Below are 12,385 nucleotides of genomic sequence, written 5' to 3'. Positions count from 1 at the left end.
ATCCGGCCGTCGACGACCCGATCCGGCTGGTGCGCTGGGGTTCGGGCGCAAGGGAGCCGTCCGCCCCGGCTCACTCCTGCGGGGCCGGGGCGAGCTGCGTCCGGATGATCTGCTCGACGATGCCGTCGAGCGTCGCCGGGATGGCGCGGCCGGCGCCGGTGTAGCGGCGGACGGCGGCGTAGGGCAGGTCGAGGACGACGAGCAGGATTTCCGCCGTCGCGCTTCCGGTCACCGCCTTCAGGTCGGTCACCAGGCGGCGGACGTGCTGGTCCCAGCGTGCTTGGTCGGCCTCTCGCAGGCTGCGGTTTTCCGGAGACCAGGCGGCGGGTTCGAAGGAGCCGAGGCCGGCCAGCAGCACCCGGGCGTCCGCCGGGTGGGCGCGGCACCACGACACGGTCCGGCGCCCGAGGGCGGCGGCCGCGGCCACCGGTTCCTCGTCGAAGAGCGGGTACAGCTCGGCGTGGAAGCGCTGCACCGTCCGGTTCCAGACGGCGGCCAGCAGGGCCGCGCGGTTGGGGAACCGGTGGTAGACGGAGCCGCTGGACACCGCGGCTTCCCGGATGACACCGGCGATGGTGATGGCGTCGGCGCTCCCGGTCTCGAGCAGCCGGACGGCCGCGTCGAGGATCGCCGAAGTGTCGTGGACGGTTCTTGGCACGGGTTGACGATACCGAACGCCCTCTCTAGAGTTCTCTCTCTAGAGAGACCTATCTAGGGAGACTCGTGCAAAGCCTCGTTCTCTCCGGACCTCGGAGCCTGGAATGGCAAGACCGGCCGGCGCCCCGCCTGTCCGCCGCCGGTGACGCGCTGGTGCGGCCCATCGCCTCCGCGGCCTGCGACCTCGACCGGAGGCTCGTGGTGTCGCCTTCGCCGTTCGAGACGCCGTTCGCGCTCGGCCACGAGGCCGTCGGCGAAGTCGTCGACCTCGCCGACGACGATCCGGTGCTCCGGATCGGCCAACGGGTGGTCATCCCGTGGCACATCAGCTGTGGCACCTGCGAAAACTGCCGGCGCGGCCTGCCGGGCGCCTGCGCTTCGGTGCCTCCGCTCGCGTCCTTCGGCACCACGGCCGGCGGCTCGTGGGGCGGGTTGTTCGACGAGCTGGTGCGCGTGCCCTGGGCCCGGCACGCCCTCACCCCGCTGCCGCCGTCCGTCGAACCGTTCCTGGCCGCTTCGGCCAGTGACAACATCACCGACGCCTTCCAGGCGGTCCGGCCGACGTTGGTCGCCCAGCCCGAGGCCGAGGTGCTCGTGGTCGGGGGAACGGCCACCCTCGGGTTGCTGGTGGTGCTGGGCGCCGTCGCGCTGGGCGCCGCGAAGGTCACCTACCTCGACGTGGACGAAGGGCGGCGCGCCAAGGCTGCCGCCGCGGGTGCGACCGTCGCCGCCGCCGACGCGTACCCCGACCGGCTCGACGGCCGCTTCGACCTGGTGGTGGACGCCTCGGCCGCGGCCGAGGGACTCCGTTGTGCCCTGCTGTCGACCCGCCCCGGCGGCACGTGCGTCATCCGGTCCGTCTACTTCGGAGAGCCGCGGCTGCCGTACTTCGCCTTGTACGGCACGGGGATCGCCATCGTGGTGGGACCACCCCACGTGAGCCCGCACGTGCCCGACGTGCTGGAACTCCTCGGCGACGGCACCCTGGACCCGGCACCGATCCTGGCCGGCCCGTTCGGTTATGCCGACGCCGTCGAGGTGCTCTCGGATCCGCCACCGGGCAAGCCGGTCTTCCTCGGCCGGTGAGAAGTTCTTGACCTGAAGGTCCATAACTGGCTAGGGTCGTTTCATGGGACGGCCGCGCACCTTCGACGACGAGGAAGTCGTCGATCGTGCGATGCAGGCGTTCTGGAGTCACGGTTACGCCGAGACGTCGCCGGCGATGCTCGCGGAAGTGACGGGTGTCGCGAAGGGAAGCCTGTACAACGCGTTCGGGAGCAAGCGCGAGTTGTTCGTCCGGGCGTTCGCTCGCTACGACCGCCTGGGCGCCGAGGTCGTGGAGGAGCGGCTGTCCGGTCCCGGCACCACCCGCGAGGTCCTCCGCTCCTACCTGCGTGGCCTGGTCGACGCCGACCTGGCCGCCGATCGCCGGGGCTGCCTGGTCGTCAACACCGCCATCGAACTCGCCCGGCACGATCCGGAGATCGCCCGCGCGGTGCGGCGGTCCCTGGAGCGGACGCTCGAGGTGATCGCCGCCCGGATCGACCGGGGCCGCCTCGACGGCGACCTCGACCCCGCGCTCGACGTGCGGGCGGCGACCGACCTGCTGCAGGTGACGATCGCCGGACTGCGGGTGCTCGCCCGGATCCACGACGCCCCTCGGCTGTACCGCGTCATCGACACCGCGTTGGCCAACCTCTGACGCGATCTTTTTTTTGCCGCTATTTTTGACCTCCAGTTCCAGAAGGAGACCGGCTGTGTCCACCCCCCTGAAGAACAAGATCGCGCTCGTGACCGGCGGGAGCAACGGCATCGGGCGGGCGATCGCCGAACGCCTCGGTCGTGACGGCGCAACCGTCGCCATCACCTACGCCCGTGACGAGGCAGCCGCGAAAGAAACGGTCGACGGCATCGAGAAAAACGGCGGAAGCGCTTTCGCACTGCGGCTGGAACTGGGACAGCCCGACGACGCGACCCGTCTCTGGGCCGCGTTCGACGCCGCCGGCGCGCACCACGTACCCGACGGGAAGCTCGACATCCTCATCCACAATGCCGCCGGCGGAAGTTTCGCACCGCTGTCCGACCTGACCCAGGAGGACTACGACCGGGTGTTCGCGGTCAACGTGCGAGCCCCGTTCTTCATCACCCAGGCCGCACTGCCACGGCTGCGCGACGGCGGGCGGGTCATCGCCATCTCCAGCCTCGCGGCTACGCTCGCGACGCCGGAAATGATCGCTTACAGCGCCAGCAAAGGCGCGTTGGACGCGTTCACGCTGGCACTGGCCAAGGGGCTCGGCCCCCGCGGGATCACGGTCAACTCGGTGGCCCCCGGCGTCATCCTCACCAGGAACAACGCTCGCCTGATGGACGACCCCGAAGCCGCCGCGCAGGAGGCCGAGCGAGTCGCGCTCGGGCGACTCGGCCGCCCCGACGACGTGGCCGACCTCGTGGCGTTCCTCGCCTCGGACGACTCGCGCTGGATCACCGGCCAGGTCATCGATGCCACCGGTGGTACCGCGATCTGAGGGAGCGCGCGCCGCACTGGAGCCGAGCTGAGCCAGGCGTCCAGGGCGAGGACTTGGCGGGCGCCGTCCGGCAACCGCCACCAGGACACGGACGCCGTCCTGACGGGCAGCTGACGCGACCCGGGCCGCGTCAGCTGCCGGTGATCCGGCCCGGGTGGTGGGTCAGCGACGCGAGGATGATCTCCCGCGTCGCGCGCTCGGTGGCCGTGAAGGCGGCCGGGTCGCGGCCGATGCGTTCGGCGCCCGAGCGCATGACCCCGGACAGCAGCTCCACGGTGAGCCGGACGTCGCCGACGTCGCGGAACTCTCCGCGCTCGATGCCGGCCCGGACGACGTTCTCCACCTCGACGACGATCGCGTGGAACGGGTTGTCCGAGCTCTTCGGCGGCTCCACGAAGGGCAGGCCGGAGCCCGGCCGGAACATCAGCTGCAGGACCTGGTCGGTGAACGCGTCCAGGACGGCCACGATGATCTCGCGCAGCCGGTCCGCGGCCGGGTCGGCGGAACGCGCGGCGATAGCGGCCACCCGCTCGACCGCCGGCCGGGCCAGCCGCTGCGTCAGCGCCAGGACCAGCGCGCTCTTGTCGCCGGCGTAGTTGTACAGCGTGTTGCGCGCGACCCCGGCCCGCGCCGCGATGTGGCCCATGGTGATCGAGTCGTAGTCGCGTTCGAGCAGCAGCTGCCGCGTCGCCGCGGCGAGGTCGGCCCACACCACCTCGTGGTGCTCCTCGATGCTGGCTCCCCGGATCCGTGGCATCCGGTCATCTTCCCATCAACGGGTGCCCGCCGCGGCCAGTGCGACGCTCGACAGGTGCGGGTTGTCCTGGTGCGCCGAGGTGAGCTTCACGCGGTCGAGGCGCCAGCCGTCCGGCGTGCGGACCGCCTCGTTGTCGTAGAAGCCGACCACCAGCCAGTGGTTCGGCCCCCCGGCGGCGAGCTCGTCGGAGACCCAGTGATCGGCGCGGACGTGCGCGTGGATCGTCGCCCGGTCGCCGTCGACGTCGACGACGTGGCCGGTGATGGCGTGGTGCGTGGCCGTGTAGAAGCTGAAGGCGCCACGGAGGTTCTCGACGTATTCGGCGAGCGGCACGGTCATCGGCGGGATGTCGGCGACCGACCCGAAGTCGAGCGTCACGGGATCGGTGAAGACGCGGGCGGGCAGCTCGGTGAACTCCTTCAGGTCCGCGATGTCGGCGTAGCGGCCGAGCAGCTCGACGAGTTCGGCGCGATCACTGAGCGCGTTCATGGGGATACCCCTCCGGTCGGTAGGGCGACGCGTCGATGCGACAACCTGTCGTAAAGATTACGACGGGTTGTCGCCAAAAGCAAGTCACCGATCCAAGCCACCCCCGACCGCGGGTCATCGACGGGGCGGGCGCCCGAGTGCGTGGAAGCTCCAACCGGCCGCGTTCCACCGCTGGGCGTCCAGCGTGTTGCGGCCGTCGATGACCTGGCGGTTGGCGACCACGGCACCGACCACCTCCGGATCGAGCTCCTGGAACTCCCGCCACTCGGTGAGGTGCAACAGCACGTCGGCGCCGGTCGCCGCTTCGACCGCGGAGCTCGCGTAGTTCAGCTCCGGGAAGTCCTTGCGTGCGTTGTCCGAGGCTTTCGGGTCGTACACGGTCACCTCTCCGCCCTCGAGCTGGATGGACGCGGCGACACTGAGTGCGGGTGAATCACGGACGTCGTCGGAGCCGGGCTTGAACGCCGCGCCCCAGACGGTCACCCGTTTGCCGCGGAGCGCACCACCGCACTGCTCGCGCGTGAGGTCGACCATCCGGCGCCGCCGACGGAGGTTGATGGCATCCACCTCGCGGAGGAATTCCAGCGTGTGCCCGAGGCCGAGCTCGTCGGCCCTGAACTGGAAAGCCCGGAGGTCCTTGGGCAGGCAACCGCCGCCGAAACCCAGGCCGGGCAGCAGGTACTGCCCGCCGATGCGCGGGTCGTGGGCGAGTGCACGGGCGAGGTGGGTGACATCGGCGCCGGTGGTCTCGCAGACCTCGGCGATGGCGTTGATGAACGAGATCTTGGTGGCCAGGAACGCGTTGGCGGACACCTTGACCAGCTCCGCTGTGGGCAGATCGGTGACCACCAGCGGTACGCCGCGGGCGAGGGGGATCCGGTAGGCCTCGCGCAGGAGGGATTCGGCCTGCGGTGAACCCACCCCGAACACCAGCCGAGCCGGTCTGAGTGTGTCGCCGATGGCGAAGCCCTCCCGCAGGAATTCCGGGTTCCAGGCCAGTTCGACGCGCGCGCCGGCGGGTGCGCGCCGGCTCAGGCGGCGGGCCAGCTGCTCCGCCGTCCCGACCGGGACCGTCGATTTGCCGACTACCAGGCTCGGCCCGTTCAGGGTGGGTGCCAGCCGGTCGATCGCTTCTCGGAGAAAACGCAGATCGGCTGCCCGGTCGGTCTTCCTCTCCGGCGTCCCGACGCAGAGAAAGTGTATGGCCGGTGCGCCGCCGGTGAACTCGTTGATATCACCGTACGAGGACGTAAAACGCAGCCTGCCGGATTTCAGGTGCCTTCGGACGAGGCTTTCGAGGCCCGGCTCGTAGAAGGGGGGATTTCCGGCGGAGAGCGCGGAAATCTTCTCCGGATCGGTGTCCATGCCGAGTACTTCGAACCCCATTTCGGCCATGCAGGCCGCGTGTGTGGCACCCAAGTAGCCGGTCCCGAGAACGGTGATTCGCATAACTGGGATCCCCTCGGCTGCACGGGCGGCAGGTCCGATACTGCGTCGTCCCGCTCGTCGAGGTCAAGTGGAAAACCGCTGGCAATCCGCTACTTCTCGGAGGTCCACAGATTGTCCATATGTGCTCCACAAATGTTCCACAGAAGAGCTGCCGGGCGCGGACTCCGTCGCGGGAAAGCCTTAAGATCCGGTGTTGTGCCCGACGATCAAGTGGTGAATTTCAACTTCCCGGACGGCTTGTTGCCCGCCGACGGGCGATTCGGTTGCGGCCCGGCCAAGGTGCGGCCCGAGCAACTGGACGCGCTCGCCTCGCGCGGCGCGGACTTCCTCGGGACCTCGTACCGCCGCGGTGCGGTGCGCGCGCTGCTGGGCCGGGTTCGCGCGGGGCTGCGGGAGCTGTTCGAACTGCCCGCGGAATACCAGGTGGTGCTCGGCAACGGAGGCGGCACCGCGTTCTGGAACATCGCCACCCACGGCCTCATCCGGAACCGGGCCCAGCACCTGTCCTTCGGCGAGTTTTCCGGCCGTTTCACCGCGGTCGACCGGGCAACGCCCTGGCTGGCCGAGCCGGCGGTGATCGAGAGCGCACCCGGAACCCACCCGGATCCGCGGGCCGATCCGGACGTCGACGCGTACGCGCTGACGCAGAACGAAACCTCGACCGGCGTGGCCATGCCGATCCAGCGGGTGCCGGGGGCCGGCGCCGAGGCCCTGGTGCTGGTCGACGGCACCAGCGCGGCGGGGGGCATGCTCGTGCGGCCCGAGGAGTTCGACGTCTACTACTTCGCACCGCAGAAGTGCTTCGGTGCCGACGGCGGACTCTGGATCGCTCTGATGTCGCCGGCCGCGGTGGCCCGCGCCGAAGAAATCGCGGCGGGTGGTCGGTACATCCCGGAGTTCTTCAGCCTGCCCGCCGCCATCGACCACTCGGCTCGTGACCTCACCTTCAACACCCCGTCGGTGGCGTCGCTGTTCTTGTTCGCCGAGCAGATCGACTGGCTGCTCGGCCTCGGCGGGCTGCCTGGTGCCGCGGCCAAGGCGGCGAGCACGGCCGAGCTGGTCTACGGCTGGGCCGAGGATTCGCCCTACGCGGCACCGTTCGTCACCGAACCGGAGCAGCGGTCGCCGGTGGTCGCGACCATCGAGTTTGCCGAGCACATCGACGCGGCGGGCCTGGTCGCCGGACTGCGGGCGCACGGCGTTCTCGACTTGGAGCCCCACCGCAGTTTCGGCCGGAACCAGCTGCGCATGGGCATGTTCCCGGCGATCGACATCGCCGACGCCGAGGCGCTGTTGGCCTGCATCGACCAAGCCGTCGCACAGCTCGGCCGGCCGGCCGAGCGGGGAAGGAGGTCCAATGCCTGACGCACCCACCGCAGTGGTCGTCGGTGCCGGGATCGTCGGCGCGTCCATCGCGCACAGCCTGGTCCAGAGGGGGTGGTCGGTCACCGTCGTCGAACAGTACCTGCCGGGACACGTGCGGGGCTCCAGCCACGACACCTCCCGGGTGCTCCGGCTGTCCTACGGCGGCGGCCGCGACATCGACGTCTGGTACACCCGCCGGGCCTGGCGGGCCCGGGAACTGTGGCAGGAGATCGGGGCGGAAGAGGGCATCGAGCTCTTCCACAACGTCGGGGTCGTCTGGTTCGCCAGGGGGGAGGCCGAATTCGAGGAGCAGAGCGCACGCAGTCTCGAGAAGCTGGGCCTCCCGGTCGAGCGGCTGGCCCCGGAGGCGGCTCGCGACTTCTTTCCCGACGTGCGCTGCGACGACCTCGAATTCGTGCTGCACGAACCGAGCAGCGGGGTGTTGCGGGCCCGGCTGGGCGTGCTGACCCTGATGCGCCGCACCCTGCGGGCGGGAGCCAGGCTGCGCATCGCCGAGGCCCGGCCGGACGCGGAAGGCCGGGCCGTCGTGGACGGCGAGGTGCAGGCCGCCGACCGGACGATCTGGGCCTGCGGCCCGTGGCTGGGACGTTGGTTCCCGCAGCTGGTGGACATCGAATCGGTCCGGCAGAACGTCTTCTACTACGGGGTGGAGCCGCACTGGCGCACCCCCGGCGTCCCGGTGTGGGTCGACGGCGGCGCCTACGGGGCCGGGGACATCGACGACAGCGGCTTCAAGGTCGGTGGCGCGCTCGGCGCCGCTCCGGTCATCGATCCGGATCTCGCCGACCGCCGTCCCGATCCGGAAGCCGAGAAAGCCGCTCGGGGAGCGCTCGCCCACCGGTTCCCCGCGCTGGCCGGCGCGCCGCTGGTGTCCCGGCACGTCTGCCAGTACGAGCTGACCGCCGACCAGCACTTTCTGCTCGCGCCGGTGCCGGGATCGGGCGGCGGCTGGCTGGCCGGCGGGGGCGGGCACGCGTTCAAGTTCGGTCCTGCCTTCGGTGAGTACACCGCCGACCTGATCGAGGGTGGCGAACAGCCACTGCCCGAGTTCGGGCTGGGACCGCGGGAGAAGTTCCAGAGCAGGAAGAGCACGACCCCGGGACAACTGGCACGTCAGCACCGCTGATCTTCCCGGATCGGTAGCCACACGACGAAGGAGAGAACATGTTGTACGAAGCCGAACGGCAGCTGCTCGTGGAAAGCATCACCGACATGGCCCGTTGGGGGCTGATCGAGACCACCGGCGGCGGTCTGAGCGTCCGGGCCGACAACGGCGACATCATCGTCACCGCCACCGGCTCGGCCTTCGCCCGCTGGAAGGTCACCCCGCGCGACATGACGGTGATCTCGGCGACCGGCGAACTGCGGGAGCGCACCGGGGGAGTGGCCCCGGTGGGCGCGCTGATCCACATGGCCGCCTACGAGATGTTCCCCGACTGCCGCGCGATCGTGCACGCGCACAACGCCTACGTGCTCGCGTTCGCCTCACTGGGCATGGGCATCCCTTCCTGCGTCAACCAGCTGGACACCCTGGGCGAGGTGCCCTGCTTGATCGCCGACGACACCGCGGTCAAGGGCGGGGTGCTCAGCGGTGAGTCGGACCGCCCCGAGATCAAGCTGCCCGACGGCATCGCCCAGCGGCCGGAAATCGCGGCAGTCGACACCTACCAGCTCATCCCGCAGCTGAAGGAGAAACTGGGCCCGCGGGCGGGCGAACTCAAGCGCCACGGCCTGGCGTGCGTGCTCTACCGCCATGGTGCCTTCACGTTCGCCCGTGGACTGACCGAGGCGGTGGAGAACCTGGCCAGGGTGGAGATGAGCGCGCGGACGGCGGTCTTCCAGGCGATCCTGCGCGGCGGGCTGGCCGGGGTCGAGCCCAACCTCCTGTTCCCGAAGGCCGGGCTGGGTGCCGAACAGCAGCTCGCGGATGTCTGACGGTCTCGCCGAAAGCGCGTACTACGCGCAACTGGCCCGGACCAGGGGCGCCGCCGGGGCGGTGCAGCTCGACGGCACCGGCCGGGTGCTCCTGGTCCGGCCCGCGTACAAGCCGGTCTGGGACCTGCCCGGCGGCGTGATCGAGGCCGGCGAGTCCCCGCTGGCCGCGTGTACCCGTGAGGTGCGGGAGGAACTCGGCATCACCCCGGTCATCGAGCGGCTGGTCGGAGTGGTGTGGTTCCCGCCCCGGCCACGCCGCGCGCCGTCGAACCTGTTCGTGTTCGCCGGCCGGCTGCCCGAGCCCGTCCAGGCGGTCATCGAGCCGGATCCCGGCGAGATCGCCGAATTCGGCTTCTTTCCGGTGTCGGCGCTCCCGGACGTGGAACCGCACACCGAACGCCGGGTCCGCTCGTGCGTCGAGGGATATCTCGGCGGAGGGACGGTCTACTACGAGGAGCCGACGAAACCGGCCTGGTACGGCGGTTCCGGGGAGAGGCCGGGATGAGCCCCCGTGAACCGATCGAAACCGTGCTGCTGGACGCCGGGGGAGTGCTGATCATGCCTGCCGCTGAAGCGGTGATCACGATCCTGCGGGCCGCGGGGGTGCGGGCCGACGTGGGTGTGATCGACCGTGCCCACTACGCGGCCACCGCGGCGAACGACGCGTCTCCTCCCCGTGATCGCCTGCTGTACCTGAGGGCGTTTGCCCGGGCGTGCGGGGTGCAGGACGAGCGTGTCGAGCGGGTGGCCGCTGAACTCTCCACCGCGATCGACGGTCCGGCGTGGACCCGAGAGCTGCGTGGGGCCGCGAAGTCGTTGCGAGCGCTGAGTTCCTTGCCGGTCGTGCTCGGCGTGGTGTCCAACTCGGTCGGGGTGGTGGCCGCACAGCTGCGGCAGGCCGGTATCTGCCAGGTCGGGCCGGGAGCCGGGACCCCGGTGGCCCTGGTGATCGACTCCGCGCTGGTCGGGATCGCCAAACCGGATCCCGGGATCTTCCACCTCGCGCTGCGGGAGCTGGACGCCCGGCCGGGGCGGACCGTCTACGTCGGCGACACCGCCCGGATCGATGTGGACGGCGCGCTCGCCGCCGGGATCCGGCCCCTGCACCTCGATCCGCACCTCGACTGCCCCGATCCGCCGGGTCGGCACGAACACCTGCGCAGCCTCGGCGACCTGGCCGCGTGGGTGCATGCTCATGGACGGTAGCGCCGGCCGCACCCCGAACCGCTGGATCCTGCTCACCGTGAGCCTGATCGCCTGGGCGGTCGGTGCCACCGCGGTTTTCCAGCTCTCCCTGGTGCTGCCGGCCTTGCGAGCGGAGACCGGGATGTCGCTGGCGCTGGCCGGAGCTCTGGTCGGGGTCGCCAACGGCGGACTGACCGTGTCCATGCTGGGCTGGGGCCTGGTGGCCGACCGCTTCGGCGAACGACGTGCCATGTCCTGCGGCCTGACTCTCTGCGCCTTCTTCCTGTGCGTGGCCGCCGCCACCGGTGGTGTCGCGGCCCTGTTCGGTGTTTTCGCCCTCGTCGGGATGACCGCGAGCTCGGTCTACGCACCGAGCGGGCAGGCGGTGGTGCGGCGGTTTCCGGCCCGGCAGCGCGCTTTGGCTCTCGGCTTGACCCAGACCGCGACACCGCTCAGTTCGGCGCTGGCCGCGGCGGTCGTTCCGGGCGTCGCGGCTGCCTGCGGCTTGCCCGTCCTCTGGCTCGGTATGGCCGGGCTCTGCCTGCTGACAGCGGCGGTGGTGTTCCTGTTCGGCGGCCGGTCCCGGCCGGGCGATCCCCCGGCCGGTCCGGCGTCCGGCGATGCCGCGCCGGTGCCGTGGCGGCGGATGTACGGGGCCTGCGCACTGCTCATCCTGCCGCAGTCGGCGCTGCTCACCTTCAGCGTCAGCTACCTCGTGGACGATCGGGGCTGGAGCCCGGTGCGGGCGGGCTGGCTGCTCAGCGGGGCGTTGCTGCTCACCGTGCTCACCCGGCCGCTGGTCGGCTATGTCGCGGACCGTCTCGGCGCCCCGCTGGGACTGATGCGGATCTTCGCCTTCGGCAACGCCGTCGTGCTGCTGCTCGTCGTGCTCGGTGCGCTGACCGGGACCTGGCTGGGCACGGTCATGGTGTTCGTCGCCTGCGTCTCGACGGTCACCGGGTACGGGCTGGCCTCCACGGTGGTCGCCTCGTTCGCCGCGCGGGCCCGGCTGGGTCGTGCGCTGGGAGTCCAGCACACGCTGCAGAGCCTGGTGACCACCGCCGGCCCGGTGGTGCTGAGTGCCGTCATCGGCGGAGCCGGCTACGCGGGGGCGTTCGTCGTCATCGCGGTCGCCCCACTCGCCGGTGGGGCGCTCCTGCCGGTGACGGCCGAACGGCTCGGTCAGTCCCGGCAGCAATGCTCGAGCACTTCGCTGGAGGGCGCACCGGCGAGGATCGCCTGGTGGACGCGTCGGAGATAGGCGGAGGGCTCCACACCCGTCTGCGAAACCAGGTTCCGACGCGCGTCCAGGTAGGCGTCCAGGGCCTCTCCCTTGCGGCCGGACCGGTACAACGCGAACATGTACTGCGACCAGGTGAGTTCGGAGATCGGGGAAGCCGTGACCAGCTCGCGGAGCTCACCCACCACTTCCTTGTGCAACCCGAGTCGTAGCCGGGCCTGGACGAGGTCGTTCAACACGTCGATCCGGCGCCCCTCCAGCGCCGTGACAGGCGCCATCAGCGCGGGGGTGACGCGGACGTCTTCGAGCGGTTTTCCGCGCCACAGAGCCAATGCGCCGCTCAGGCACTCGGCGGCCAGCTCGTGGTCGGACCGGCGCAGTGCGGCCCGGCCCTGCGTCGCGAGCCGGTCGAAGACCGACAGATCGAGTTCGTCGGCGCGCACGCGCAACAGGTACCCGGGCATCCTGGTGATCAGGCGGTCGCGCCCGGCGTCGCCGGCGGTGTCGAGCAGTCGGCGGACACCGGCGACATAGCTGTAGACGTTCGCGATCGCCGAGCGCGGAGCCGGGCCGTCCCACAGCATCGCGGTGAGCCGGTCCACCGACACGATGTGGTTGGCATTGAGCAGCAATATGCTCAGTAGTGCTCGTTGCTTCGGCGTCCCGAGGCCGCTCACCCGGCTCGCCGGGCCGACCTCGACCGGACCCAGCACGCGGAAATCCATTGTCATGCCCCCCACTGCTCCCGAGGATCGACTGACG

At 70.7% G+C, this 12,385-nt stretch carries 14 protein-coding genes; 9 read left to right on the top strand and 5 right to left on the bottom strand.

All coding sequences use genetic code 11. The features are described 5' to 3' along the window. Positions 1-70 precede the first annotated feature (70 nt). Positions 71-658 carry a TetR/AcrR family transcriptional regulator gene (locus tag AB0B33_RS31480; RefSeq protein WP_360778198.1) on the bottom strand — a complete coding sequence of 196 codons (588 nt, stop codon included), beginning with the start codon at positions 656-658 and terminating at the stop codon, positions 71-73. Between the two features lie 65 nt (positions 659-723). Here AB0B33_RS31480 and AB0B33_RS31475 point away from each other — a divergent pair, with 65 nt between their 5' ends. The 3 genes from AB0B33_RS31475 to AB0B33_RS31465 are packed head-to-tail and all read left to right on the top strand — an operon-like array spanning position 724 to position 3,182. After that, entirely contained in the window at positions 724-1,743 is a 1,020-nt protein-coding gene (locus AB0B33_RS31475; RefSeq protein ID WP_360778196.1) for an alcohol dehydrogenase catalytic domain-containing protein, read from the top strand. 43 nt (positions 1,744-1,786) lie between these two features. Beyond that, positions 1,787-2,359 (top strand): TetR/AcrR family transcriptional regulator, encoded by a 573-nt coding sequence (locus AB0B33_RS31470; protein WP_360778194.1) that lies wholly within the window; start codon positions 1,787-1,789, stop codon positions 2,357-2,359. Between the two features lie 55 nt (positions 2,360-2,414). After that, positions 2,415-3,182 carry an SDR family oxidoreductase gene (locus tag AB0B33_RS31465; RefSeq protein ID WP_360778193.1) on the top strand — a complete coding sequence of 256 codons (768 nt, stop codon included), beginning with the start codon at positions 2,415-2,417 and terminating at the stop codon, positions 3,180-3,182. A 130-nt stretch (positions 3,183-3,312) separates the two neighbouring features. Here AB0B33_RS31465 and AB0B33_RS31460 read toward each other — a convergent pair whose 3' ends face one another. From AB0B33_RS31460 to AB0B33_RS31450, 3 genes are all read right to left on the bottom strand, one after another. Beyond that, on the bottom strand, positions 3,313-3,939 hold the full coding sequence (locus AB0B33_RS31460) for a TetR/AcrR family transcriptional regulator (RefSeq protein WP_360778191.1): 627 nt from the start codon (positions 3,937-3,939) through the stop codon (positions 3,313-3,315). A gap of 15 nt (positions 3,940-3,954) precedes the next feature. Continuing rightward, positions 3,955-4,428 (bottom strand): nuclear transport factor 2 family protein, encoded by a 474-nt coding sequence (locus AB0B33_RS31455; protein WP_360778189.1) that lies wholly within the window; start codon positions 4,426-4,428, stop codon positions 3,955-3,957. A 114-nt stretch (positions 4,429-4,542) separates the two neighbouring features. After that, positions 4,543-5,877, bottom strand: coding sequence for a UDP-glucose/GDP-mannose dehydrogenase family protein (locus AB0B33_RS31450; RefSeq protein WP_360778187.1), 1,335 nt, complete (start codon positions 5,875-5,877; stop codon positions 4,543-4,545). A 132-nt stretch (positions 5,878-6,009) separates the two neighbouring features. Here AB0B33_RS31450 and serC point away from each other — a divergent pair, with 132 nt between their 5' ends. From serC to AB0B33_RS31420, 6 genes are read left to right on the top strand one after another with little or no spacing between them, the layout of a single operon-like run. Continuing rightward, a complete protein-coding gene (gene serC / locus AB0B33_RS31445; protein WP_360778185.1) occupies positions 6,010-7,242 on the top strand; it encodes a phosphoserine transaminase in 1,233 nt (410 codons plus the stop codon). Further along, positions 7,235-8,389 (top strand): FAD-dependent oxidoreductase, encoded by a 1,155-nt coding sequence (locus AB0B33_RS31440; RefSeq protein WP_360778183.1) that lies wholly within the window; start codon positions 7,235-7,237, stop codon positions 8,387-8,389. Before serC ends, AB0B33_RS31440 begins: the two co-directional genes overlap by 8 nt. 38 nt (positions 8,390-8,427) lie before the next feature. Then, the gene (locus tag AB0B33_RS31435) at positions 8,428-9,198 is read left to right on the top strand and encodes a class II aldolase/adducin family protein (RefSeq protein ID WP_360778181.1); all 771 of its coding nucleotides are present in this window, start codon (positions 8,428-8,430) and stop codon (positions 9,196-9,198) included. Next, a complete protein-coding gene (locus AB0B33_RS31430) occupies positions 9,191-9,703 on the top strand; it encodes an NUDIX hydrolase (RefSeq protein ID WP_360778179.1) in 513 nt (170 codons plus the stop codon). The genes AB0B33_RS31435 and AB0B33_RS31430 overlap by 8 nt, the downstream gene beginning before the upstream one ends. Continuing rightward, complete coding sequence (locus AB0B33_RS31425; RefSeq protein ID WP_360778177.1) at positions 9,700-10,404, top strand: HAD family hydrolase; 705 nt, start codon at positions 9,700-9,702, stop codon at positions 10,402-10,404. Before AB0B33_RS31430 ends, AB0B33_RS31425 begins: the two co-directional genes overlap by 4 nt. Further along, positions 10,394-11,644 (top strand): MFS transporter, encoded by a 1,251-nt coding sequence (locus tag AB0B33_RS31420; protein ID WP_360778175.1) that lies wholly within the window; start codon positions 10,394-10,396, stop codon positions 11,642-11,644. The genes AB0B33_RS31425 and AB0B33_RS31420 overlap by 11 nt, the downstream gene beginning before the upstream one ends. Here AB0B33_RS31420 and AB0B33_RS31415 read toward each other — a convergent pair. Beyond that, positions 11,566-12,348, bottom strand: a complete 783-nt coding sequence (locus AB0B33_RS31415; RefSeq protein ID WP_360778173.1) for an AfsR/SARP family transcriptional regulator — start codon at positions 12,346-12,348, stop codon at positions 11,566-11,568. The genes AB0B33_RS31420 and AB0B33_RS31415 overlap by 79 nt on opposite strands. Positions 12,349-12,385 lie beyond the last annotated feature (37 nt).

The organism is Amycolatopsis sp. NPDC049159 (assembly GCF_040648295.1).
Classification (GTDB): domain Bacteria; phylum Actinomycetota; class Actinomycetes; order Mycobacteriales; family Pseudonocardiaceae; genus Amycolatopsis; species Amycolatopsis pretoriensis_A.
This window is presented reverse-complemented; position numbering and strand designations above follow the sequence as displayed.